The organism is Chryseobacterium indologenes (genome assembly GCA_016025055.1).
GTDB classification, from domain to species: domain Bacteria; phylum Bacteroidota; class Bacteroidia; order Flavobacteriales; family Weeksellaceae; genus Chryseobacterium; species Chryseobacterium indologenes.
Window position 1 is genome coordinate 2,042,217 of sequence record CP065590.1, and the last position, 26,157, is coordinate 2,068,373.

The following is a 26,157-nucleotide window of genomic DNA, read 5'->3' on the forward strand; positions in this document are numbered from 1 at the left end:
TTATTTAGTGTTGGGCAATTAACTGTATTGTTTATTGTAATATTCCTGGTAGTTTCCTGATGTTACATTATCAAGCCATTCTTTATTCTCTAGATACCAGTCGATGGTTTTTCCCAGTCCTTCTTCGAAAGTTACGGATGGTTTCCAGCCCAGTTCTTTATTCAGTTTTGTAGCGTCAATGGCGTAGCGCTTATCGTGTCCCGGTCTGTCTTTTACAAACGTGATCAGCTTTTCCGAATAGCCCTCAGGTCTTCCCAGTTTAGCATCCATTTGTTTGATCAGTTCCTTTACCAGGTCAATATTCTGCCATTCATTGAAGCCTCCGATATTATAGGTTTCTCCGGTTTTTGCTTCATTAAAAATCTGGTGGATTCCTTTAGCATGATCAATCACGAATAACCAGTCTCTGGTATATTTTCCATCTCCGTAAATGGGCAAAGGTCTTTCATTAATAATGTTTGAAATACACAATGGAATTAATTTTTCAGGGAAATGATTCGGTCCATAATTGTTGGAGCAGTTGGAAATGATAAATGGTAATCCATAAGTATTTCCATAAGCTCTTACCAGATGGTCGGAGGCTGCTTTTGATGCAGAGTAAGGAGATTGCGGATCATAAGACGTCGTTTCCAGAAAAAATCCGGTTTCTCCAAGGCTTCCATATACTTCATCGGTAGAAACGTGATAGAAGAGGTTGGTTCTTTTCTCATCAGGAAATCTTCCGTGGGTGTGATCAGGATTTAATGTCCAGAATTCCTTACAAAGATTAAGGAGATTGGCTGTTCCGTTGACGTTGGTATTGATGAATGCCATCGGATCCGTGATGCTTCTGTCAACATGGCTTTCAGCAGCCAGGTGTACAACGGCGTCAGGATTGTATTTTTCAAATACCCTTCTTAGTTCTTCCGGCTGGGTAATGTCGGCTTTCTCGAAAACATAATTTGGTTCATCTTCGATGTCCTTAAGGTTTTCAAGGTTTCCGGCATATGTAAGAGCATCAAGGTTAATGATTGTGGTGTTTGGGTTGTTTTTTACAAATTCTCTTACAACATGAGAGCCAATAAAGCCTGCCCCTCCTGTAATGATAATGTTTTTCATTTAATATTATTGTGAAATGGTTTTTCTGCCTATGCTTTTATAATAAAATCCGTTCTGTTCCGGGATTTCAAGCGGGTACATGTTTCTTCCGTCAAAAATAACTTTATTATTCATTTTTTTAGCCATCAGTTCAAAATTTGGATTTTTGAACTCCGGCCATTCCGTTGATATGAATAAAGCATCAGCTCCTTCCAGGGCATCATACATTCCTTTAGCATATTGTATCTTGTCACCCAGAAGTTTTTTGACATTACTTTCTGCCACCGCATCATACGCTACAACTTCAGCTCCTTTCTCAAGCAATAGAGCAATATTGTCTAAAGATGAAGCTTCTCTGATATCATCAGTATTGGCTTTGAAAGCAAGGCCCCACATTGCTATTTTCTTCCCAGCGATGCTTCCTCCGAAATATTTTTCAATTTCTGAAATTAGGATTACTTTCTGAGCTGTGTTTACATTTTCGGTAGCTTCAAGGATCTGGAAATTGAAATCTTCCTGCTTTCCTGACTTGATAAGCGCTTTTACATCTTTAGGAAAACAGCTTCCACCATATCCGATTCCAGGAAACAAAAATCTGTGCCCGATTCTGTCATCACTTCCCATTCCTAATCTTACTTTATCCACATCTGCCCCTACTTTTTCACAATAGTTGGCAATTTCATTCATAAAGGTAATTTTTACTGCAAGAAATGAGTTGGCAGCATATTTTGTCAATTCGGATGATTTTTCATCCATGAAAATAATGGGAATACCTGTATTGGTAAAAGGCTGGTAGATTTTAGACATAATGTCTTTTGCTCTTTCTGAACTGGCCCCAACAACAACTCTTGAAGGGTTCATAGAATCTTCAACAGCAAATCCTTCCCTTAAAAATTCAGGATTGGAAACTACGTCAAAAGAAACCGCTGTTTTGGCAGCAATCGTTTCCCTTACCTTATCGGCAGTTCCTACAGGTACAGTACTTTTATTTACAATGACCTTATATTCCGTCATCATTTCACCAATATCGTTGGCAACTTTTAATACATAAGAAAGATCTGCAGAACCATCCTCTCCCGGGGGAGTAGGTAAAGCAAGATAAATAACTTCGCTTTTGTCTAAAGCTTCTTTTAAATTTGTAGTGAAGAATAATCTTTCAGACTGAATGTTTCTGAGGAACATTTCTTCAAGGTTCGGCTCATAGATGGGAACAATGCCGTTTTTCATACCTTCTACTTTCTTTTCATCAATATCAACACAGTATACTGAATTGCCAAGTTCTGCAAGGGTAGTTCCTGTCACTAGTCCTACATAACCTGTTCCTACAATCGTTATATTCAAAATGTTTGTTTTTAAAATTCAGAAACAAAAATAATAAAAATACTTCATCTGCTTCTTTAAATTATTGTAAAAGAACTGATCTCTATTTACTTGATAATAAGATAATTTTGCATTTTTGGAAAAAAAGCGTATATTTGCATTGGATTTACGGAAAAAATGGGAAGGCTTCGCAAGAAAGCCTTTTTTCGTACTGTAAATCAAGATAAAAGAATGTATGGAGTTTAAAAAAAGAATTGAAGAATTATTAAATGAATTCCTTGAGACCAGAAAAGATCTGTTTCTTATTGATCTTAAGATCTCTGCCGGGGATGATATTACAGTGATTTTAGATGGTGATGACGGAGTTTCTTTGCAGGATTGCCTTGATGCAAGCCGTGCTATAGAATTCAATATGGATCGTGAAGAACATGATTTCAGCCTTCAGGTGATGTCTGCAGGACTGAGCGAGCCATTAGTAACACCAAGACAGTTCAATAAAAACATAGGAAGAGAGATTGAGGTGATGCTGGAGGATTCTTCTAAAATTGAAGGGGAATTGTCAAAAGTAGACGACGAGAAGATCACACTTGTTTTACGTTACAGAAAGCCGAAAGATATCGGGAAAGGTAAAGTGGATGTGGAAGAGGAGAAAGAAATTTCTTACTCTGAGATCAAAAAGGCATTAGTAGTAATTAAATTTTAAAAAAGAAAAAAGAATAGATGGATAATATAGCGTTGATTGAATCCTTTGGTGATTTTAAAGACGAAAAGGGGATCAGTAAGATTGATCTTATGGCAATTATTGAAGATTCACTGAAGACACTTTTGAGAAAAAGATTCGATTCAGATGATCATTTTGATGTGATTGTAAACCCTGATAAAGGAGATTTTCAGATATTTTTAAATAAAACAATTGTAGAGGACGAAATGTCTGAAGACGATGATTTGGAAATTGAAATTTCTGAAGCAAAGAAAATTGACCCTACTTTCGAAGTGGGAGAAGACTTTACAATGGAAATCCCTGTTGCCCAGTTGGGAAGAAGAAATATTCTTACACTGAAGCAGATTCTGGCTACAAAACTTCAGGAGCATAATAATGCAATGCTGTACGAGCAATTCAGAGATAAGATCGGGGAGATTGTAGTAGGAGAAATCCACCATATCCGTCACAAACACGTGATTTTGCTGGATGATGAAGGAAACGAATTTATCTTACCTAAAGAAAACCAGATCCCATCCGATTTCTTTAAAAAGGGTGAGAATATCAGAGCTATTGTTGAAACAGTAGACTTTAAAGGTTCTAAACCACAGATTATTATTTCCAGAACTGCACCTAAATTCCTAGAGAAGTTATTAGAGCTGGAAATTCCTGAAATCCAGGATGGAACAATTATCTTGAAAAAGGTAGTGAGAATTCCGGGAGAGAAGGCGAAGATTGCAGTAGATGCTTACGATGACAGAATAGATCCTGTAGGAGCTTGTGTTGGGGTGAAAGGATCCAGAATTCACGGCGTTGTAAGAGAGTTGAGAAATGAAAACATCGATGTTATTCAGTGGTCTAAAAACTCTGAGATTTTGGTGAAGAGAGCTTTAGGAAATGTTACCATTAATAAAATTGACATCAACGAGGATCAAAACTATGCATTAGTATATACCCCTGTTGAAGAGATTTCTAAAGTAATCGGAAAACAAGGACAGAATATCAGACTGGCTTCTTGGTTGTCAGGATACGAAATTGATGTATACAGAGAGTCCAGCGAGGATGATGATGTTGAATTAAGAGAATTCAATGATGATATCGAGCAGTGGATTTTGGATGAATTTAAGAAAGTAGGACTTACTACTGCAAAATCAGTATTAGATAAAGAGACAGAAAGTCTTTTAAATATGGTTGACCTTGAAGAAGAAACTATTGAAGAGGTAAAACGTATTCTGAGAGAAGAGTTTGAAGATTAAGATTTTAAATAAATTTTAATAAACAGTAAAAAAGAAATACTTTAATTTTAAGAATTAAAAAAATAGTAAATAATATAGATGCCAAAAATTAGATTAAATAAAGCGGTTAAGGAATTCAACATTTCGATGTCCAGATTAGTAGAATTTTTACAATCAAGGGGGTTTGAGGTTGAAAGCAATCCTAACGCTCAATTGGAAGAAGCGGCATATTCTGCATTGGAGGCTGAGTTTGCTAAGGATGGCGAACAAAGAAAGGCTTCCCATGAGGTGGTGATTACTAAAGTTCCGGAAGAAAAACTGGAAATTGAAGAGAAGAAAACCCCTGAAGTGATAAGAGCTAAAGCAAATAAACCAGAAACTAAAATTTTAGGTAAAATAGATTTGGAAACTAGCAAGCCTGAAGTTGAAGAAACCCCTGCTGCTCCTGTAGCGACACCGGTTGAAGAAAAGAAAGAAGAAATCGTGAAAGAAGAACCGGAAGTGAAAGCAGCACCTGAAAAGCAGGAGTTTAAAGTTTTGGATAAAATTGATTTGTCTCAGATAGAATCTAGAAATAGACCTGTGAAAAAGACAAACCAAAAGTAGAGGGGAAAAAAGAAGAAATAAAACCTGTGGAACCAGTAAAAGAAACTCCTAAGCCGGTAGTTGCAGAGGAGAAAAAAGTAGAAGCTCCGAAAGTGGATGCTGAACCGGAGTCTCAGGAACCACAGAAAATTGAGACAGTATATCAAAAACTTGACGGTCCTAAAATTGTCGGAGAAAAGATTGACCTGACTCAGTTTGCACCAAAACCTGGTTCTGGAGCGAAAAAGAAAAGAAAGAGAATAGAAAAACCTGGTCAGAATAACCAACAAGGTCAGGGGAATAACCAAAACTCTGGAAACAATAACAACCAAGGAGGTCAGGGCCAAGGAAACCGTCAGAATAACAACGGTGGACAAGGTGGAAACCGTCAGGGGCAAGGAGGCCAGGGGAACCGTCCTCAAGGCCAGGGAGGTCAAGGTGGAAACCGTTTCGGAAACAACCAGGGAGGAAACCGTCCGGGTGGCCAAGGTGGTGGATTCAAAAAAGGCGGTCAAAACAACAGACCTGGTCAAAGAGTCATGCCGGTTGAATTGACTGACGAGCAAGTTAAAAACCAGATTAAGGAAACATTAGAGAAACTGACCAATAAAGGTGGTAAATCTAAATCTGCGAAACACAGAAAAGATAAAAGAACATACAGAAGAGAACAGGATGAGCGTCAACAAGAGCTTGAAGCACAAGACAGAACTCTTAAAGTTACGGAATTCATTACAGTAGGTGAATTAGCCAGCTTAATGAACGTTTCACCAACAGAGGTGATTTCTGCATGTTTCTCACTTGGGGTAATGGTTACCATGAACCAAAGACTGGAAGCAGATACCTTATTATTAGTAGCGGATGAATTTGGTTATAAAATCGAATTCTCAGATGCTGATCTGGAAGAAAATGATACTGAAGAAGAAATCGATAACGAAGAAGACTTAGTAAGCAGAGCTCCAATCGTTACTGTAATGGGACACGTTGACCACGGTAAAACCTCATTACTTGACTACATCAGAAAAACCAATGTAATTGCAGGTGAATCCGGAGGAATTACACAGCATATCGGTGCGTATAACGTGAAGCTTGAAAACGGACAGAGAATTACTTTCTTGGATACTCCGGGTCACGAAGCGTTTACAGCAATGAGAGCAAGAGGTGCTCAGATCACAGATATTGCAATTATTGTAATTGCAGCAGATGATGATGTGATGCCTCAGACGAGAGAAGCAATTTCTCACGCTCAGGCAGCTGGTGTACCAATGATTATTGCATTGAACAAAGTAGACCGGCCAAGTGCAAATCCGGATAATATCAGACAGCAGCTTTCCGGAATGAATATCCTTGTTGAAGAATGGGGAGGAAATGTTCAGTCTCAGGAAATCTCTGCGAAATTCGGTAATAATATGGATGTTCTATTGGAGAAAGTATTACTTCAGGCAGAAATGCTTGACTTAAAAGCCAATCCGGATAGAAATGCCCAGGGAGTTGTTATTGAAGCTTCACTGGATAAAGGGAGAGGGTATGTTGCTACTATGTTGGTACAAACAGGTACTCTAAGAGTTGGAGATTACGTAGTTGCCGGGAAAAACCACGGTAAAGTAAAAGCTATGCTTGATGAAAGAGGTAGAAACCTTAAAGAAGCAGGGCCTTCAATTCCGGTTACGATCTTAGGTCTTGACGGAGCTCCTACAGCTGGTGATAAGTTTAAAGTATACGCTGACGAGAGTGAAGCAAAAACAATCGCTAATAAGAGAGAGCAGCTTCAAAGAGAACTTTCTATCAGAACCAAGAAGCATACGACGCTTGAAGAATTGGGTAGAAGAATTGCTTTGGGTGACTTTAAAGAATTGAACATTATCCTTAAAGGTGACGTGGACGGATCTGTTGAAGCATTATCTGATCAGTTACAGAGATTATCAACAGCTGAAATCAACGTTAATATCCTTCATAAAGGCGTAGGTCAGATTACTGAATCTGATGTTAACTTAGCCGCAGCTTCAGATGCAATTATTATCGGATTTAACGTAAGAGCCGGTGCTAATGCTAAAGACCTTGCAGATAGAGAAGAAATTGAGATCAGAAATTATTCTGTAATCTATGCTGCTATCGAAGAGGTGAAGGAAGCTATGGAAGGTATGCTTTCGCCTGAGATCAAAGAACAGGTTATTGGTAATGTGGAAATCAGAGAAGTATTTAAAATCTCTAAGGTTGGAACAATTGCCGGATGTATGGTTCTTTCAGGAAAAGTAGCAAGAAACTCAAAAGTAAGAGTATTAAGAGACGGAATCGTTAAATTTGACGGCGAGCTTGAAAGCTTGAAACGTTTCAAAGATGATGTGAAGGAAGTAACAAAAGGTTACGAATGTGGTCTGAATCTTAAAGGATACAATGATATTGAAATCGGCGATATTCTTGAAGTATACGAAGAAGTAGCTGTTAAGAAAAAGCTTAAATAATATCTTAAAATACTTATATGAAGCGCCACCTCGAAGAGGTGGCGCTTTTTTATGCTCATTTGTTGATAAAATTTAATGGTGAGTGTGTATTCTGATTGGATTGAATCCAATACCCTTAGCCAATAAATTGTGATCTTATTTGTTAAAATATAGATATGAATTAATGCCTTTTTGTTAACGGATAAGGATTTTCCTGAGGTGCATTCAAAGCGACAGTAATATTACTATTTTATAGGAATTTTTAATCGATATAGGATAATTTAGAGTAATATGGCAGTATAAAGAAAGATAGTTTCATGAATTCAAATTTCCTAAATTCCCTTTATTATACTTTAATTCCTTATTGCTAATGTTGATAAAATTAATGTTATTTAACTTATTTGCGTAATTTTTTCGCTTAAATTATTTTCTGTTAAAGAAAAAGAATATGTTACCCCAAAGTTTTTTGGCAGTATAACTATATTCCGTAATTAAATATGAAAAGTATTACTGAAAGGTAAAGTGTTGAACTTGTGTGGTGAATCTCGTTTTTCTGTATTTTTTTCATATAAAGTAATGTAAGCAATTGATTTTATTCTATATTTTAGTTTAGAATCATTATAAATAAAAAAATATACATTTATAATTAATTATTGAAACTGTATTTTTTATAGTTTTTTTTTGTTTTTAACCTTTTTTATGTCTTTAAAATTATCATATTTTTATAATTTAAGTTTAAAACGGTATTTGTTGTTAAAAAAATACGTCTAATGCTAAGTTAAAAATTTGCTAGTGTTAATATTTATTAACATATTTGTCGCTAAAATATATTAAAATTTGTTAATATGAATGTTAAACTACGTGTACTAAGTGCGGGAGCTTTGTTCTTTTTGGGGCAAGCCGCTTACGCACAGCAAAAGCCTAAAGATACAACAGCTGGAGAAACAGCGATTGAAGAAGTTGTTGTAATAGGGTATAGCCAGGTTCCAAAAGAAAGTTATGTTGGAACAGCGTCTAAAGTTGATGCTAAGTCAATTGATTCGAAAAACGTATCTACTGTGAGCCAGGCGCTTGCAGGGGAAGCAGCAGGGGTAAGAGTAATCAATACTTCTGGACAGCCTGGTACAGATGCAACTATCCGTATCAGAGGTTTTGGTTCAATGAGTGGAAACAGAAGCCCATTGTACGTACTTGATGGTATGCCTTTTACAGGAAATGTGAGCTCAATTAACCCTGAGGACATTGAAAACATGGTGATCCTTAAAGATGCTACCGCTACATCTATTTATGGTGCTAGAGGTGCTAACGGGGTTGTTGTTATTAATACTAAGAAAGGTAGATCTAGCAAATCTGTAATCCAGTTGGAATCTAAGGTCGGTTTCAACATGTCATTACTTCCAAGATATTCAAGAATCAGCTCTCCTGAAGAATATGTTGGATTAAGCTGGCAGGCGTTAAGAAACCAAGGTAGACTTGCTGGGAACGCTAATCCAACCGCATATGCTAACACAAGACTTTTTAGTACAGCGGGAATTAGCCCGGATTATAATATCTGGGGTACACCGGCTGCAAATCTGATTGACCCTAATACCGGTATGGTACGTTCGGGAATTGGTAGAATCTATGATCCGGAAAACTGGGAAGATTATGCTTTCCAAACTTCTGCAAGAACGGAAAATAACCTATCCATCAGTGGTGGTAGCGGTAAAACAACATATTATACGAATATTGGTTACTTAAGTGATAAAGGATATTCTATTAACTCAAACTTTGAAAGATATAATGGTAGATTAAATTTAACTCACCAGGCAAGACCTTGGTTGAAGGGAGAATTTAATTTAGGTTATGCATACTCTAAAGCTAAAAGAAACGGACAAAGTAGTGATTCAGGAAGTATTTTCTGGTTTGTAGATAATATTCCTTCCCTATATCCACTATTTACACGTGATGCAAATGGAAATAAAATTCCGGATCCACACTTTGGAGGAAATCAGTTTGATTATGGTATGGGAGATTACGGTAGAGGATTTGGAGGTCTTACCAATGCAATTGGTGATGCTACCAATAATATCAACAACTTCTATAAACATGAGATCAATGCCAACATGTTCTTAAAAGCTGATATTACTAAAAATTTAAGCTTTGAAACAAGAATTGGAGGGCAATATTATAACAACAGTAATGATCAGGTAGATAACCCTTTCTATGGAAATGCAGCGAGTCAGAATGGTTATATTTCCAAATCTAAGACTGAATTAATGGCTTATAACTGGTTACAGTTATTAAGATACCAAAAGAGATTTGGTGATCACAATGTGATGGCTTTTGCAGCTCACGAAAGTAACAGCTGGGAACAAAAGTATCTATCTGCTGGAAGACCAACTATTATTGATATGATTCCTGAATTGAATCAGGGGGTGGGAGAATCGTTATCCAATTCTTACACATATAATTATACACTAGAATCTTATTTCGGACAGTTAACATATGACTTCCAAGGGAAATATTTCTTCAACGGAACAGTTAGAAGAGATGGAACTTCAAGATTCTTACAAAATAAATGGGATACATTCTGGTCAGCAGGATTTGGATGGTTAGTTACAAAGGAAAATTTCCTTAATGATAATAAAACCATCAAACATTTAAAATTAAAAGCGAGTTATGGTACAGTAGGTGATCAGTCGATCGTTGGAAGTACTGCTGCTTCAGCTCAAAATGGAGGATACTATCCAGGATATAATGTATATAATCCAGGAAACTTCATGGGACTTCCTGCTGCTACTTATGACAGAGATGGTTATCCTAATTTAACTTGGGAGAAATCTAATATCTTCCAGGTAGGTGCTGAAATCGGATTGTTTAAAAACAGAGCTGTTGAGCTTGAAGTGGATTACTACCACAGAACAACAAACGACTTGATTTTTGATAACAGATTAGCTCCTTCTACAGGTAATGGAATTTTAAAAGTAAATGATGGTAAGCTTGTTAACCAAGGTTTAGAATTTACTTTGAAAACACATATCATTAATAAAGATAATATGTATCTTGATTTTGGTATCAATGGTGAGATCTTACGTAATAAACTTACACAGATGCCAATTGATCCATCTACTGGAGTTGCTAAGATCATTGATTTATCTGAAGCAGGTTTTGGTAGAGCAGAAGGAAGATCATTATACGACTTTTACATGAGAGAATATGTAGGAGTAAATTCAGCTACCGGTGCCGCTCAATGGTCTGTCAGCTATGTTGATACCAACGGAAACGGAAAATTTGATGCAGGTGAACAAATCGGGTCACTTTATGAATTCCAAAAGCTGAATCCTAATGCGGACATCAGAACAGGAGTTACAGAAGTATATTCTCAGGCAACTCAGAAATTCTTAGATAAATCTGCTATTCCTGCTATTAGAGGAGCATTCAACTTAGATTTTGGATATAAGCAGTTCTCCCTGGGAGTACAATTCCTTTATAGTCTTGGTGGATATGCATATGACGGGCTTTATGCCGGGCTGATGGGTAACGGTGTTGTAGGTAACAACAACTGGCACACTGATATCAGACAAAGATGGCAGAATCCTGGTGATGTAACAGATGTTCCAAGAATGTCTTCTAACGCTGCTATTGATGCTAACCAAAATGCAAGATCAAGCAGATTCCTAGTGAAATCTGACTATCTGGCACTTAATAATATCCGTTTAGGATATAACCTTCCTCAGGACTTTGTAAAAGCAATTGGCCTTACAGGATTCAACTTATTCGTAAGTGGAGATAACTTATGGATTGCAACAAAAAGAAAAGGATTTAATCCAAGTGTTTCAGAAACAGGAGCAAGTAGCACATATGCTTATGCACCATTATCTACTATAACTTTTGGAGCTAAAATTAACTTCTAACTATTAATTTACAATGAAAAAGATATTATTATTAAGTATAGCATTATCAGCATTGACTGTTTCATGTCGTGAAGAGTTTCTTGAATCATCACCTACAGAAACAATTGCTGATGCTCCTGCACAAACAAAACTGAATGGGTTGTATGTGATGATGATTAACACAGGAACAGGGGGAACAGATTTGGATCATGATGACTTCGGTCAAAAAGGATACGATATTTACAGTGACATGCTTTCCCAGGATATGGCTCTTGAGGCTACATCTTACGGATGGTATGTTGCCATGGCAAATATGACCGCTCAGACTGACTTTACCAATACCATGAACTACAAACCATGGAGGTACTATTACAGAATGATTGCAGGTGCGAACCAAATTATTGATGCTCTTGGAGGGACGGATTTTGTTCCTACTACTGATGCTGATAAATATGCAATGGGACAAGCTAAAGCTCTACGTGCTTATGCTTACTTTTATCTGATGCAATTCTATACGAAAGGATATAGTGCTAGTGAAGCAGCAATTCCTGTTTATACAAAAGCAGGTATGCCGGCTCAACCAAAATCTACTCAAGCTCAGGTATATGCACTTATTGTGGACGATTTGACTAAAGCTGTAAATTATCTTGAAGGTTTCCAGAGAACAAATAAAGGAATGATCGATCAGTCTGTTGCCAAAGGTCTTTTGGCTTATACATATGCTGCAATAGATCAACCGGTGCAAGCTGCTAAACTCTCTAAAGAGATCATTAATGATTATGGTTATACGTCTACTACCAAAACAGAAACTGTAAGAATGGCACATTCGGCAGGATCTAACGTAGTAAGTGGAGGAGGATTCAATGATTTGAAGACACCTAGCTGGATGTGGGGATTTGATATCGCTGTTGTAAACGGATTAGACCTGGTTAGCTGGTGGGGCCAAGTGGATATGTTCTCATATAGCTATGCTTCAGTAGGGACAAGAAAAGGAATTGATCTAGGCTTGTATAATAATATGAAAGCCCGTGATATCAGAAGAAATCAATTTGTGATGAGTACAATTAATGATAGTGAGGGAACTCCTATAGCTACTACTCCTGCAAGAAACTTCCCTGGTAACAAGTTCTTTGACCTTAACAGAATTGCTCAGGGACAAAGACAGATTACTGCGGACTATATCTTCATGAGAGTAGATGAATTCTATTTCCTGGCTGCTGAATCTCTTGCTAAAACAGGACAGGATGCTGAGGCTAAAACTATCTTAAAACAAGTACTTTACAATAGATATTCAGATTCAACAGATCCTGCGGAGCCAAACAAAACAGCAGCAGCTTATGTTGACAGTTTCCTTGATACTTTGACAGGAACAGCTCTTCAAGCAGAAATCTACAACCAAACAAGATTTGAATTCTGGGGTGAAGGTAAATCTTACTTAGCATTTAAGAGAAACAAAGCTACCGTTACAAGAGGTTCTAACCACTTGTTCTTCGTAGGTACTGCGTTCCCTTATAATGATCCTAGAGTATCTTTAACAATTCCTCAGGAAGAAATTGTAAATAACCCACATTTCTAATCATAGAAAAAAGGGATAAAAAAAGAAAATTTTCTTTTTATTTAACTAAAAAGGTTGTCTCAAAAATGAGACAGCCTTTTTTTTATTAAATTTGCTGAACAATAATGAATAATGAAGTACATCCTTTTCATAATCACCTTCTTCAGTTTGGCTGCTCAGGCGCAGGTTGTGGATTCTATAAAAACTCAAAAACTTCAACGAAACCCGGAAGATACTCTTGTCATAGACTCCGGTAAAAAAGATTCTTTGAAAATTTTCAAACCTACAATCAATGATTATCTCTTTCAGACACAGTTTTCAGAAAAGAAAGTCTTTGATACCGTGATGACTTTTGATAAGACACACATTTTCTCTCAATATAATAATCAAGATAACTTCGGAAGAGTACAGCCTGCCAATATCGGGTCAGGATTTAACCCTCTTGTATTTGAAGTGAATCCGGAACAGAACCTGTCTTTATTGCCTTCCAATAAAGCATATATGATTCTCGGAGCCAATGATGTAAAATATTATGATGTAAAAACTCCTACTGCCGCATTCATCTATCATAATGCAATGAGAAACGGTGCCGCATTGAACTCTACTTACACCCAAAATATTGGGAAAAGATTCAATTTTGCCCTTGAATATATGGGGTTAAGATCTCAGGGATTGTATAGAAACTCACTGGCAGCAAACAACAACACAATATTTTCAGGACATTATATTTCCAAAAGTGGAAACTATGAGCTTTTTGCCCATTACCTGCATCAAAATGTAAATAATCAGGAAAGTGGTGGAATTGTCGAAGATAATTTATTTCAAAGTGGCGACAGTAATTATAGAAACAGACAGAATGCCCAGATGAATCTTTCTTCAAGCAGCTCACAGTTTTCTTACCGGAGATATTACCTGAGTCATCAGTTTACACCTTTCAATGCTGAGAAATTTCCTTTTAGTATACGCCACACGATGTTACATCAGGGAAATAAATACTACTATAATCAGGGAGCACTGGAAAGGGTTTGGTATAAAGATGATAGTGAAATCGTTGCCAATTTTCCTCTGACAACAAAGAAATATTCTGATAATTTCAGTAACACGGTAAGTCTGGTTTTTAATAATGAAAAATTCAAACTGGATGCTGGAGTTCGTTACCAGATGATCAAATTCGGAATCAGGGATGTCGTATCTATAGGAGGCGTATCTTTTCCGTCAGAACTTAAAGAAAACAGAATTGGTGCTGTAGGAAATCTGCAGGTAAAACTTTGGGATAAAGTTCAGTTGAATTCCTTCCTTGAATTTTCAAACGGAAGTCAGTTTAAAAGCTATCTTAGAACTGCCAATACTTTAAAATTTGAACCGGTAAAGGATTATTTTGTCAATGCTAAAGTAAATTTCCAAAGCGCATATCCTTCATTCAATTACCTCTTGAATACTTCCGTATATAACAGTTTTAATTATTACCTTGAAAATGCCAGAAACCAATCGGTAATGGAAATCGGAGGAAGTATAAACCTGAAGTGGTTCAAAACAGAAATTTTTGCCAACTATTTCAGAATAGACAATTATACGTATATCGATAACGAAGGTAGCCCACAGCAAAGTGACAGCTCTCTTAATATTTCTCAGATTGGAGGAGATGCTACCTTTAGTTTTGGTAAATTCCATTTGAATACAAGGCTGCATTTCCAAAATGCATTGACAAATAAAAATCTGCTTCCGATGCCAAGCTTTATTGGAAGAGCCAATTTCTTCTTTCAGACGCAGGCCTTTAAGAAAGCCGCAGAAATCCAGGCAGGACTTAAGGTGTATTACTTCTCTAAATTTGCTTCAAGAGAATATTTTCCCATCCTAAACGAATATATGTTACCTGATTCCGGTTCGTTCTCTATTGGTGGGCAGCCGATTGCCGATCTTTATATCAATTTGAAAGTGAAGAAAATGTTCTTCTTCATCGAAGGTCAGCAGATAGGAACTCTTATTTCCAACAACAAAGCGTATGCATTCCCACACTATCCGGTATATGATTTCAGACTGAATATTGGAATTGTGTGGTATTTGTTCAACTAAAAACGATACAGGTTGAAAACAATTAATAAGATATCATTCAACGATATAGAAAGTATTCCTCAATTGGTAAAAGATTTTTTGAATCAACAAATTGAGGGGTTTGAAAATAAAACATTTTCTGTAGATCATTTTCGTCAGCAGATCCATCTTAAAGGCGATTCGTCTTTATCATCAGAGCAGAGAAGAATATTGTCTGCGGTACTAGAAGAGCAGCTTTCGGAGCTTACGCTTTCTTCAAAGCAAAAAGATAATGTGGCGGATCTTCAGCTTCCCAATACATTTACTGTTACTACAGGACATCAGTTGAACCTGTTTTCGGGACCTGTTTTCTTTGTCTATAAGATATTGCAGACGATAAAAACATGTACTTATCTCAAAGAAAATTTTCCGGACTTCAATTTTGTTCCGGTCTATTGGATGGCTTCAGAAGATCATGATTTTGCTGAAATCAACCATTTTAAAACAGAAAATCATTTCTACGAGATCAACGAGAAATCCGGTGGCCCGGTAGGCAGAATTCAAATCAGTGATACCTATTTTATTTCTGAGTTTGAAAAAGAATTTAAAGATTCTGTCTTCGGAACCGAATTGATTTTAATGCTTAAAGAAGCTTATAAAACCGGAAATACTTTAACACAGGCGATCAGAATCCTGGTTAATAGACTTTTTTCTGAATTCGGACTTTTGATATTGGATGGTGATTCGAAAGAGCTTAAAGCTGAGATGAAAGAGATTTTTAAAGATGAGCTCCTGCATTTCAGCCTGCAAACACAATCCGAAGCCAAAGTAGATTTTCTGACTGAAAAATATGGTAAAGTTCAGGTAAACCCCCGCGAAATTAATCTCTTTTACCTGTCAGATACAAGAGACAGGATTGAATTTAACGGTCAGAAATATATCGTTGTAGACAAAAATATTCAGTTTACACAAGAAGAAATACTGGCCGAGCTGGAAAACTACCCCGAAAGATTTAGCCCAAATGCATTGATGCGCCCGGTATATCAGGAAAAAATATTACCTAACCTGGCGTACATCGGCGGAAATGCCGAAATCATGTACTGGCTGGAACTGAAAGATTATTTTTCGAAAATTGAAATTCCTTTTCCGATTCTTATTCCCAGAAATTCCATGCTTTTTATAAAAGAAAAGACACTGGGGAAAATCCGGAAACTCGATCTCGGAATTGATGATTTCTTCCAGAACTTTGCCATCATAACCAACCGTAAGATTTTAAAGGATAATCATATTTTACCATTACTGGAAGAAAAAGAGCAGCTTCTGATCAATAATTTTTCTGAATTGAAAGCCACTGCAGAAATGACCGAAAGATCTTTTGGCAATATGGTAAAGGCCGAAGAAGTGAGACAGTTGAAATCATTTAAAAGAATGAAAAAACGTCTGCTTCATGCTGAAAAAATAAAACAGGCAGAGCTGCTGGAAAGACTTGAAAATCTGTTTTTAGACATACACCCTTCCGGTACATGGCAGGAAAGGGTCTACAACTTTAGCGTATTCTTTTCAGATTACGGCTATTCATGGCTTGAAAATTGTTTGGAAGAAATGGTGGTTCAAGAATCCAAACTAATAATTGTTGCCATTTAATTTTAAAGGAGTATTTTTGTAAATTATAATTATCGAATATGATAAAGAGGTTTTTTATTCTATCCAGTTTATGTATGGTTTTGGGAGTTTCAGCTCAGAAATCGCACACAGTTGTACAAGGTGACAACCCTTACAACATTGCAAAGAAGTATGGAATGACTGTAGATGAATTGCTGAAGCTAAACCCTAAGCATAAAGATGGTAAGCTTGCTATCGGAGATGTTTTAACAATAAAATCCGATAAAGCAACAGCTCCTGTTGCTGCCAAAGCGGTTGTCGCTGAAAAAGTGAAAACAACTCCTGCCACGAGCGCTGCTTTGGGGAAAATTGTTTTACAACCCAAACAAACCATATACGGAATTACCAAGCAATACAGGATTTCTGAAACCGATTTAAGAAAGCTGAATCCTGAATTGGATTCTCATATGAAAATCGGAGATGAAATTACGTTACCTCTTGCCAGTATCAAAAAATATGGTGACAGCCAGCAGGTTATTGCAGCGGAAAAACCGGCTGAAACAGTTGTTGAAAAACCAACAACCGTAATAACAACTAATACTGTTGCACCGGTAGAAGGAGAAACATACGTGATTCAGGCAAAAGATAATTATTACAGAATTACAAAACAATTTGGGATCAACCAACAGGATCTTTTTGCCTTAAATCCAGGGTTGGAGGAGAAAGGGTTAAAGCCTGGTGAAACCATTAAAATAAAAAAATCAACACCTGCCGCTGAATCAGTTGTAGCTGAACCTGAACCTGTAAATCCAAAAACAAAAGTAGATTCAGGCAATGACAGATCTTCATCTGCTTCCGGAAATGTGGTTGCAGGAGATGATTATGTAACCTATACGGTTCAGCAGGGAGATACAGTTTTCTCTATTGTCAACAGATTCGGAGTTTCAATTGATGATCTGATCGCACTTAACCCCGAGCTTTCTCACGGATTAAAATCAGGAATGGTTTTGAAAATCAAAAAGCAGGATCCTGCTTACGTGAAGAAAAACGGTGATGCCCTAAGCGTAGTATTGATGCTTCCTTTCGGGTACAGTACCAATGAAACCCAATACAGAGGGATGGCTCTTGACTTTTTGACAGGTGCTAAACTGGCCATCGAAAGAAATGCCAAAGGAGGGCAAAAACTTGATATCAAAGTAGTAGATTCAGGAAATGAAGCTTCATTTAAGAATTCTCTGACACAGATTAATCCTGAAAATACAGATCTTATTATAGGTCCTTTCTTCAAATCCAACGTAATAGACGTACTGGATTTTACTAAAAATCAAAAAATACCGGTAGTGGCACCATTTGCTAATACCCCGGAACTTTATAACTACAGCAACCTGATCATTGTTGAAACCAATAATCAGACCTATGCTGACAAAATTGTTGAAGAAGTAAAAGCGGTCTATTCGGATCAGAAAATATATGTGGTAGCAGACACTAAAAAAGAAAATGCCAACTACATCAAAGCCGGTCTTGAAAAGACGCTGAAAAATCCTAATGTTGTCATCGTTACCTCTCCGGCAGATATTCAGCTGGATCAGAATATGATGACAGGACAGGCTGCCCCTGTTATCGCTGTCTTAGCTAATGATGATATGGGTGACGCATTTGCAAACAAAGTCATTGCTCTTTCCAAAGAAGCTCAGGGAGTGAAAGCATTCAGTATGTTTTATGCACCTGTATTTGAAAAGAAAGTGGATGATCTGAGCCAAGCAAGCCTAGTATATCTGATGGATAGAAAGATCAACACAGACGGTAATTTTGAAAAAGAGATTCTTGCAGCTTATAAAAGCAAGTATTGCAAAATACCTCCTAAATATGCAATCGTAGGTTTCGATGTCGTGAATGATATGTTGACCAGGGAAAATAAAAAAGGAGAAATATTCAGACAGATGAACAAAGTACAGACGCAGCTTGCTACCAAGTTTGAGTTTGTAAAATCAAAGGCTAATGGTGCTTATGTAAACACCGGCTACAGAGTAATCAGGCTGGTTCCCTAGATGATTTATATCTGGTTAAAAGAATATTGTTTACATTATCATTATATTTGCATAATATTTAATTCAGTACATGAAAGCACTTGTATTTCCAGGGCAGGGTTCTCAGTTCGTAGGAATGGGAAAAGAATTGTATGATTCAAGAAAAGATATCAAAGATCTTATGGAATCAGCCAATGAAATTTTAGGTTTCGATATTCTTTCCATTATGTTTAACGGAACGGATGCAGACCTGAAGAAAACAGAGGTTACCCAGCCTTCAATTTTTATACACTCGGTAGCAGCACTAAAAGCAGTAAACGGTCTTGGCGCTGAAATGGTGGCAGGACATTCATTAGGAGAGTTCTCAGCATTGGTTGCTAATGGCGTTTTATCTTTTGATGACGGTTTAAAACTGGTGTCAGAAAGAGCTAAGGCCATGCAGGAGGCTTGCGATGCCAATCCAAGTTCTATGGCTGCAATTTTAGGATTGGAAGATGCTAAAGTTGAAGAAATCTGTGCTCAGATCAGCGGAATTGTTGTTCCTGCTAACTACAACTGTCCGGGACAACTGGTGATTTCAGGAGAAACACCTGCGGTAGAAGAAGCTTGTATAAAACTTAAAGAAGCTGGAGCAAAAAGAGCTTTATTACTACCCGTAAACGGAGCTTTCCATTCACCATTGATGCAGCCGGCACAGGAAAGATTAGCGGCAGCTATTGAAAAAACAAAATTCAGAAAAGCCACTATTCCCGTATACCAGAATATTACGACTACTGCAGTAACCAATCCTGAGGAAATCAAGCAAAATCTGATTGACCAGCTTACAGGACCGGTAAAATGGACTCAGTCTGTTCAGAATATGATCAAAGACGGAGCCTCCAATTTTATAGAAGTAGGACCAGGAAAAACCCTTCAGGGATTGATCAGAAAAATTGACGGATCAGTAGAAGCTACTTCTGCAATCTAAATAAAAATATGAACGCGATTTTTTCACCGGGAAAGCTTATGCTTACTTCAGAATATTTCGCAATAGATGGAGCTCTTGTCTTAGCGGTACCAACCAGGCTGGGACAAGAGTTTTTTTTTGAAGAAAGGGAAGATAAAAAATCTTTAATTCTTTGGGAAGCCTACCATCAGGACAAATTATGGTTAAGAGCTGTCATAGACTATAACAACTGGCAGATTGTAGAAACCAATATCCCTTCAAGTGCTGAATTTATTCTAAAAACATTATACAATGTTCAGCAACTTTCTACCACAAGATTTAAAAGCGATCTCAGTTATCATTTAAAAACAAATCTTCAGTTTCCTGCTGACTATGGTCTTGGGAGTAGCTCTACCCTGATGAATAATCTTGGCGAATGGGCAGATATCAACCCTTTTCACCTGAATTCAATCAGTCTTGGAGGGAGCGGATATGATATTGCCGTTGCAAAAGAGAAATCTGCTATCCTTTTTCAAAATAAACCTGAGATCAGATATGAAAAAGTAGATTTTAATCCTCCTTTTAAAAATGAGCTGATATTTATTCACTTAAATCAAAAGCAAGACAGCAGAGAAGGAATCACTCTTTACAAGTCGAAAAATAAATCACCGGAATTGATTAATGAATTTTCAGATATCACAAAGAAAATTTTATTATGCAATGAATTGGAAAGTTTTTCTGAATTAATGATGATTCATGAACGTAAAATTGCAGATTTTCTTGAAATACTCACAGTTAGAGAAAAGCTATTCTCTGATTGTCCTTCCTTTGTCAAAAGTTTAGGCGCATGGGGTGGAGATTTCGTGATGAGTGCCAAATTTGGGGGCTTTAAAGACTATTTTTGGGAGAAAGGATTTACAACCGTTTTTGAATGGCCTGAAATAATCGGCTTATAGTCAGTATCTTACAATCCTGTTTTTTTATTTGTCATTCTGACTTATATCAGTATATTTAAACCGTCTTTAACAAATAATTAATATTATTTTTGTTGAACTCAATAAAGAAATAGAAAATATAAGTAAAATGAAAAACACTAAAATCATCCAGGATTTAGAAAAATTGGGGATTAAAGGAAACTATGAAGTGGTGTATAATCCTTCTTACGAAGAATTGTACCAGGCTGAAGTTTCTCCTGAAAATCAAGGATTTGAGAAAGCTGAGCTTACAGAGTCTGGCGCGGTATCGGTAAAAACAGGAATTTTCACAGGTCGTTCACCTAAAGACAGATATATTGTTCAGGATGATGTTACAAGAGATACAATTTTCTGGGATGGTAAAGTAAATTTACCAACTACATCAGAAATTTTCGGTTCTTGTAAAGAATTAGTGCTGAACCAGCTTGCTGAAGCTAAGAAAATTTATGTAGTTGATGCTTTCTGCGGAACCAACGCAGATACAAGACTTAAAGTAAGATTTATCGTGGAAGTAGCATGGCAGGCGCATTTCGTTACTAATATGTTCATTCGTCCTTCTCATTATGAGCTTGAAAACTTCGGAGAACCTGATTTCACGGTAATCAACGGATCAAAAACAACAAATCCAAACTGGGAAGCTCAGGGATTAAACTCCGAAAACTTCATCATGTTCAACCTTACTGAAAAACTACAAATCATCGGTGGTACATGGTACGGAGGTGAAATGAAGAAAGGAATGTTTGCCATGATGAACTATTACCTTCCATTAAAGGGTATGGCTTCCATGCACTGTTCTGCAAATGTTGGAGAAAAAGGAGATGTAGCTTTATTCTTTGGTCTTTCAGGAACAGGGAAAACAACATTATCTGCTGATCCTAAAAGATACCTTATCGGTGACGATGAGCATGGATGGGATAACAACGGAGTATTCAACTATGAGGGAGGATGCTACGCTAAAGTTATTGACCTGTCAGAAGAAAAAGAACCGGATATTTTCAGAGCCATCAAAAGAGATGCTCTTCTTGAAAATGTTGTGGTAAACAATGGTGTTGCTGATTATAAAGACGGATCTATTACTGAAAATACGAGAGTTTCTTATCCAATCTATCATATTAACAAAATTGTATTGCCATCTAAAGCAGGACATGCGAAAAAGATCGTTTATCTTTCTGCAGATGCTTTCGGGGTATTGCCTCCGGTTTCCATCTTGAATGAAGATCAGGCACAATATCATTTCCTTTGTGGCTACACTTCTAAATTAGCAGGAACTGAAAGAGGAATTACTGAGCCTCAACCATCTTTCTCACCTGCATTTGGTGAAGCATTCCTTACATTACACCCAACAATGTACTCTAAAACATTGATCGGTAAAATGAAAGAACACGGTGCTAAAGCATATTTAGTGAATACAGGCTGGAATGGTACAGGAAAGAGAATTTCTCTGAAAGATACCAGAGCGATCATTGATGCAATTATTGACGGTTCTATTGATAATGCACCAAAAACTCAGGTTCCCATCATGAATCTTGAAATTCCTACAGAGCTTCCAAACGTTTCTACAGGTATTTTAGATCCTAGAGATACATACGAGAATACTACAGACTGGGAAGAAAAAGCAAAAGATCTTGCTTCAAGATATATCAAAAACTTCGAGCAGTATTGTGATACAGAAGAAGGAAAAAGATTAATCCCTTCAGGGCCTCAATTGCAGGAACAAACAATCTAATAAGATTATAAGACATAGGAAAGCCTCATCAACGATGAGGCTTTTTTATTTTTACTCTCGCTGATTAAGCTGATTTTGCAGATGTTTGGGGAAAAAATATGAAACCCTATAAAAATAAGATCTGCGTAATCTGTAAAATCTGCGAGCAAAATAGTTATATATTATAAAATCTGAAGATTCATCATTTGGTTATTTCAGACTGAGAATGGCCAATCTGTATCCATCCATCCCGAATCCGGATAAAACCGCATCAGTATTAGCTGCTGTCACAGATTTCTGCCTGAACTCTTCTCTTTTGTAGATATTACTGATGTGAACTTCCACCTTAGGTTTTCGTATGTTTTTTAAACAATCTGCTATAGCATAGGAATAATGGGTAAAAGCTCCGGGATTAATAACCACAGCATCAAAATCATCTTGCTGAAGTCTGTTGATCAGTTCTCCCTCAATATTAGACTGATAATATTTTAATTCATAACCAGGAAACTCAGATTGTAAGGTTTCCATACAGGTCTCCATGGAGATTGTACCATAAATTTCCGGTTCTCTGGTGCCTAAAAGATTCAAATTAGGCCCGTTAATAATCAAAACTTTCATATAAAAAATTTACCCAAAGATAAATATTTTCTACTGATCTTGATTATCAACAGTGTTCACGTTTTGCTGGATGTATTCTGATGGGGTAATTCCTTCGATCTGTTTAAAAACTCGGTTAAATGTCGATTGATTAGAAAATCCTGCCTCAGTATAGATGTACATTAAAGTAGCCTTTTGGAAATCTGTTTCCGTAAACAGTTTTTTTACATGATTAATTCTGTAGGTATTAAGGTAGGTACTGAAATTTGGATAGCCTTTATAACGGATAGCTTTGGAGATATAAGCACTATTAACTTCTAAAACTACACTCAATCTTGAAAGATTCAGTTTGGTATCTTTAAACAGCATATCCTGAGTCATAGCGGATTCGATTTTTTCAAACAATTTCTCAAAAGCTTCGCTATCTGCTGACTCTGCTGCTGTTTTAATAACCACTTCAGTTGGGTCTTCTTTATTAATTATGAGAGCATCCTCTGCATAGATATTATCCAATGTTTCCGGCTTTTTAATTTTGTCTTTATAATAAATGAGTAAAAAGACCACCGAAATGTTGGAGATAAATAATAAGGTATCATTGAACTTAACTTCTTCCTGTGTATGCTTGGGAAGATTAAAACTGAAATGATTGGCGACTACACTTACTGCCACAATTGTAACCACCACATATAAGGTATATAATAATACTTCCTTATTTGAAAAAAAAATATAAGCACCCAATGGAATGGGAAGTAATATGGAAAAACTAGCCACAGAATTTTCCCAAAAGGACAGTATAATATAGAAACTGTAAATGGGAACAGAAATCAGAAAAGTATGGACCAGTAAATCGGGTGAAAGCCTTTTCCGGGTAAAAACATAAGGACAGCTGAGAAGCAATAACCCCGCAACCAGATACCATGACATTATAGTGTCATGAATAAAAAATGCAAAGATGACAATATAAACAGCAATTATGAAAGTCATAAGCGCTACATATCTGTCCATCAATTCAAGTTTCAATTTTCTTATTTGTTCTTTTCTGGCACTCAATATAACAGTTCAAATTATTTTTTATTCACCATATCTAACTGATTTCTCAAAATTCATTTATATAAAGTATTGGTTTTTAATTATGTATAAACTTTAAGTCATTTTCTGGATTCTCATTGATGCTTTAATTTTTTCAGCGGTTGTAAACTATAACTTTGCAACCGGGCGATGAAAAAAACAAAAATGAATTAAAAATTTTCTACCAACCAATTCTTCAATTTTCTTAAAACAAGCTTTTTTTTCCATAGCCTGTAACAATATTTTACATTCCAAGCCTGAAATGTAACAATGTTAATTTTAGCTAAAATATAGAAAAAAGTACAAAGCTGCTTCACCAATAACAATTCTTTTTTTGTGAGTTATTATGGTAAGCTTATCACTCTTGCCTGTTATATATGTGAAGATTTGGAGTTGTTTTAATAATCAATTGCCGTAGTAAAGGGACGGCAGACCTGCTAAGGGTCAGTAAGTATTGAATGATATAAAGATATAATTAAGGATGAAAAAAATTATTTTTAGTATTGCAGTCTTCTGCAGTATGATTACTATGACTTGGGGACAAGTTGGAATCGGAACAGCCACACCAAGAGGGGCTTTGGATATTAACAAGCCTACCACCAATACCTTTGGGTTAGTACTTCCTACTAATTCAGAAACTGGAAATATTATCAATCCTCAGGGAGGAAACGTTGCTGCCGGAACCATTATATATGATTCTTCTCAGAATTGTATCAGACTCTACAGAACAAGCGGTTGGTCGCAATGTTTGTCTGATGCAGCAGAGAGACCTGAAGTTGCGCGTGTTGCTTCCTGGTCCACATTTTCTATTGGAAGCTCCAATCTGAGTACTTTCAATTCTCAACTTAACAGTGCTAACAATTACAGTGCCTTCGGAACTTATAAAGATGTTTCCGGATTCGAGTTTACTACTATTACTTCAAGTCTGGCAAGTACCTCAGTTGAAAGCCTGCTGGCTAATTTTGATATTATCAGTACGGGAACCGGTGCTAATATGAATGCAAATGATGCCGCCAAAATTAAAGAATATGTTGATAGAGGAGGAATTGCCATTATTATGCTAGATAATACTATTGGAACCAATCTCCTTCAGGCTTTTGAAGGTACTGGAACTGTAACTACGGGAACAATTAATGGAAGAAGTACAACAGATAATATCAATAACGGGATTTTTGGCGATGCCAGAGATGTGGTTTTAGCAGGTGTACCCGGTTCCGGCAGGATACAAACATCTCAACTCCCTACCGGCAGTAAACTTCTTGCCAGTGAAGGCGGTACTAATGCCGGAGTATGGATTTCAGGAGCTAATGGTAGAGCTATTTTCGTTTGGGATGAAGGAGTTTTCCGTGCTTCTGATGTTGAAGGAACTGCAATTGATACAAACCAGGAAAAATTTTTACACAATATAATGGCCTATGCCTTAAATAAAATAGGATCATAATCCCTTTAGATCCTTCAATTATACGATAGACAAGAAATGATAAAGAATAAATCTATTTACAGTATTGTTGTTTTGTGTACCACGGTATCGCTGGCATGCGGGCAGGTGGGTTTCGGAACGACAACGCCGAGGGGCGCTTTAGATATTAATAAACCTTCAACCAATACTTCCGGATTGGTATTGCCCACTAATTCGGATGTCGAAAATATGGTTAATCCTCTTGGAGGAGATGTTGCTGCCGGAACAATTATGTACGATTCCACTAAGGACTGTATCAGGCTGTATAAATCCGGTGGCTGGTCCCGATGCTTATCAGGCAAAACTAAAACTAAAAAAGCTCCTGTTGGTCGTATCGGACAATGGGCAGTTCCTGCGGGGATCGCTTTTAACACTCAGCTTACTGATGCTAATAATTACAGCTCTTTTGGGACTTATAAGAAATTTTCAAGACTTAAGCTTACTGACATTACCTCTTCTTTATCGGATATGACAGTGGAAGATTTGCTTGCCAGATTCGATATCATCTTTACAGGATGGAATGGCTCAGATATAAGTGCGTCGGATGCAAGTAAAATAAAGGAGTATGTAGATCGTGGAGGTGTTGCCCTTTTATCACTTGATAGAAATGTAGGATCAAATCTACTTCAGTCCTTTGGCGGTAATGGAACGGTAGGTAATGGTGGCGTTGTTGCCAGAAGTACAAACGACGATGTTAATAATGGGGTGTTCGGAGACACAAGGGATATGCCGATCTCAGGTGCTAATACTGCAGGAAGGGTTCTGATGTCTCAATTACCTGTCGGTAGCCGGCTTTTAGCTACTGAAGCAACATCTAATGCTGGCGGATGGATTACCGGGGCAGGGGGAAGAGCCGTTTTCTTTTGGGACGAAGGTGTTTTTCGCGCCTCTGTAGCTGGAGCAATAGATACACCACAGGAAAGATTTATTCATAATGTGGTAGCGTATACATTAGACAAAACGAGGTGATCTTGTTTTCTATGA

The 26,157-nt window shown here is 37.0% G+C and carries 16 protein-coding genes and 1 pseudogene; 13 read left to right on the plus strand and 4 right to left on the minus strand.

Translation table 11 applies throughout. The annotated features are described in order from the left end of the window. Positions 1 to 18 precede the first annotated feature (18 nt). Both rfbB and H3Z85_09245 read right to left on the minus strand, forming a co-directional pair. The gene (gene rfbB / locus H3Z85_09240; protein ID QPQ53486.1) at positions 19 to 1,098 is read right to left on the minus strand and encodes a dTDP-glucose 4,6-dehydratase; all 1,080 of its coding nucleotides are present in this window, start codon (positions 1,096 to 1,098) and stop codon (positions 19 to 21) included. A gap of 6 nt (positions 1,099 to 1,104) precedes the next feature. Beyond that, positions 1,105 to 2,418, minus strand: coding sequence for a UDP-glucose/GDP-mannose dehydrogenase family protein (locus H3Z85_09245; GenBank protein QPQ53487.1), 1,314 nt, complete (start codon positions 2,416 to 2,418; stop codon positions 1,105 to 1,107). A gap of 214 nt (positions 2,419 to 2,632) precedes the next feature. Here H3Z85_09245 and rimP point away from each other — a divergent pair, with 214 nt between their 5' ends. From rimP to pckA, 11 genes and pseudogenes are all read left to right on the plus strand, one after another. Beyond that, on the plus strand, positions 2,633 to 3,100 hold the full coding sequence (rimP, locus tag H3Z85_09250) for a ribosome assembly cofactor RimP (GenBank protein QPQ53488.1): 468 nt from the start codon (positions 2,633 to 2,635) through the stop codon (positions 3,098 to 3,100). Between the two features lie 17 nt (positions 3,101 to 3,117). After that, the gene (nusA, locus tag H3Z85_09255) at positions 3,118 to 4,353 is read left to right on the plus strand and encodes a transcription termination/antitermination protein NusA (GenBank protein ID QPQ53489.1); all 1,236 of its coding nucleotides are present in this window, start codon (positions 3,118 to 3,120) and stop codon (positions 4,351 to 4,353) included. 78 nt (positions 4,354 to 4,431) lie between these two features. Further along, positions 4,432 to 7,376: pseudogene (gene infB / locus H3Z85_09260) on the plus strand (translation initiation factor IF-2). A gap of 824 nt (positions 7,377 to 8,200) precedes the next feature. After that, complete coding sequence (locus H3Z85_09265) at positions 8,201 to 11,251, plus strand: SusC/RagA family TonB-linked outer membrane protein (GenBank protein QPQ53490.1); 3,051 nt, start codon at positions 8,201 to 8,203, stop codon at positions 11,249 to 11,251. A gap of 13 nt (positions 11,252 to 11,264) precedes the next feature. Further along, positions 11,265 to 12,806 (plus strand): RagB/SusD family nutrient uptake outer membrane protein, encoded by a 1,542-nt coding sequence (locus tag H3Z85_09270; GenBank protein QPQ53491.1) that lies wholly within the window; start codon positions 11,265 to 11,267, stop codon positions 12,804 to 12,806. Between the two features lie 111 nt (positions 12,807 to 12,917). After that, positions 12,918 to 14,858, plus strand: a complete 1,941-nt coding sequence (locus H3Z85_09275; protein QPQ53492.1) for a hypothetical protein — start codon at positions 12,918 to 12,920, stop codon at positions 14,856 to 14,858. 12 nt (positions 14,859 to 14,870) lie between these two features. Next, positions 14,871 to 16,460, plus strand: a complete 1,590-nt coding sequence (bshC, locus tag H3Z85_09280) for a bacillithiol biosynthesis cysteine-adding enzyme BshC (GenBank protein QPQ53493.1) — start codon at positions 14,871 to 14,873, stop codon at positions 16,458 to 16,460. A gap of 74 nt (positions 16,461 to 16,534) precedes the next feature. Continuing rightward, positions 16,535 to 18,466 carry a LysM peptidoglycan-binding domain-containing protein gene (locus tag H3Z85_09285; protein ID QPQ53868.1) on the plus strand — a complete coding sequence of 644 codons (1,932 nt, stop codon included), beginning with the start codon at positions 16,535 to 16,537 and terminating at the stop codon, positions 18,464 to 18,466. A 70-nt stretch (positions 18,467 to 18,536) separates the two neighbouring features. Next, positions 18,537 to 19,412, plus strand: coding sequence for an ACP S-malonyltransferase (gene fabD / locus H3Z85_09290; protein QPQ53494.1), 876 nt, complete (start codon positions 18,537 to 18,539; stop codon positions 19,410 to 19,412). Positions 19,413 to 19,420: 8 nt separating this feature from the next. Continuing rightward, positions 19,421 to 20,326: a 30S ribosomal protein S6 gene (locus tag H3Z85_09295; GenBank protein QPQ53495.1), complete on the plus strand. Its 906-nt coding sequence runs from the start codon at positions 19,421 to 19,423 to the stop codon at positions 20,324 to 20,326. Positions 20,327 to 20,453: 127 nt separating this feature from the next. Continuing rightward, positions 20,454 to 22,070: a phosphoenolpyruvate carboxykinase (ATP) gene (gene pckA / locus H3Z85_09300; protein ID QPQ53496.1), complete on the plus strand. Its 1,617-nt coding sequence runs from the start codon at positions 20,454 to 20,456 to the stop codon at positions 22,068 to 22,070. Positions 22,071 to 22,259: 189 nt separating this feature from the next. On the opposite strand, the gene H3Z85_09305 is transcribed toward pckA, so the two are convergent. Then, positions 22,260 to 22,667, minus strand: a complete 408-nt coding sequence (locus H3Z85_09305) for a 3-dehydroquinate dehydratase (protein ID QPQ53497.1) — start codon at positions 22,665 to 22,667, stop codon at positions 22,260 to 22,262. A 30-nt stretch (positions 22,668 to 22,697) separates the two neighbouring features. Further along, positions 22,698 to 23,651 carry a helix-turn-helix transcriptional regulator gene (locus H3Z85_09310; GenBank protein QPQ53498.1) on the minus strand — a complete coding sequence of 318 codons (954 nt, stop codon included), beginning with the start codon at positions 23,649 to 23,651 and terminating at the stop codon, positions 22,698 to 22,700. Between the two features lie 544 nt (positions 23,652 to 24,195). On the opposite strand from H3Z85_09310, the gene H3Z85_09315 reads away from it, so the two are divergent. Further along, positions 24,196 to 25,155: a hypothetical protein gene (locus tag H3Z85_09315; protein ID QPQ53499.1), complete on the plus strand. Its 960-nt coding sequence runs from the start codon at positions 24,196 to 24,198 to the stop codon at positions 25,153 to 25,155. 36 nt (positions 25,156 to 25,191) lie between these two features. Beyond that, positions 25,192 to 26,142: a hypothetical protein gene (locus H3Z85_09320; GenBank protein QPQ53500.1), complete on the plus strand. Its 951-nt coding sequence runs from the start codon at positions 25,192 to 25,194 to the stop codon at positions 26,140 to 26,142. Positions 26,143 to 26,157: the final 15 nt, after the last annotated feature.

Bases quoted from the DNA above. Each gene is read 5' to 3' on its own strand.
- nusA (QPQ53489.1), top strand. From the start codon at position 3,118: ATGGATAATATAGCGTTGATTGAATCCTTTGGTGATTTTAAAGACGAA.
- H3Z85_09305 (QPQ53497.1), bottom strand. From the start codon at position 22,667: ATGAAAGTTTTGATTATTAACGGGCCTAATTTGAATCTTTTAGGCACC.
- H3Z85_09295 (QPQ53495.1), top strand. From the start codon at position 19,421: ATGAACGCGATTTTTTCACCGGGAAAGCTTATGCTTACTTCAGAATAT.
- H3Z85_09315 (QPQ53499.1), top strand. From the start codon at position 24,196: ATGAAAAAAATTATTTTTAGTATTGCAGTCTTCTGCAGTATGATTACT.
- H3Z85_09320 (QPQ53500.1), top strand. From the start codon at position 25,192: ATGATAAAGAATAAATCTATTTACAGTATTGTTGTTTTGTGTACCACG.
- H3Z85_09275 (QPQ53492.1), top strand. From the start codon at position 12,918: ATGAAGTACATCCTTTTCATAATCACCTTCTTCAGTTTGGCTGCTCAG.
- H3Z85_09265 (QPQ53490.1), top strand. From the start codon at position 8,201: ATGAATGTTAAACTACGTGTACTAAGTGCGGGAGCTTTGTTCTTTTTG.
- H3Z85_09285 (QPQ53868.1), top strand. From the start codon at position 16,535: ATGGTTTTGGGAGTTTCAGCTCAGAAATCGCACACAGTTGTACAAGGT.
- H3Z85_09310 (QPQ53498.1), bottom strand. From the start codon at position 23,651: ATGGACAGATATGTAGCGCTTATGACTTTCATAATTGCTGTTTATATT.
- rfbB (QPQ53486.1), bottom strand. From the start codon at position 1,098: ATGAAAAACATTATCATTACAGGAGGGGCAGGCTTTATTGGCTCTCAT.
- H3Z85_09270 (QPQ53491.1), top strand. From the start codon at position 11,265: ATGAAAAAGATATTATTATTAAGTATAGCATTATCAGCATTGACTGTT.
- rimP (QPQ53488.1), top strand. From the start codon at position 2,633: ATGGAGTTTAAAAAAAGAATTGAAGAATTATTAAATGAATTCCTTGAG.
- fabD (QPQ53494.1), top strand. From the start codon at position 18,537: ATGAAAGCACTTGTATTTCCAGGGCAGGGTTCTCAGTTCGTAGGAATG.
- pckA (QPQ53496.1), top strand. From the start codon at position 20,454: ATGAAAAACACTAAAATCATCCAGGATTTAGAAAAATTGGGGATTAAA.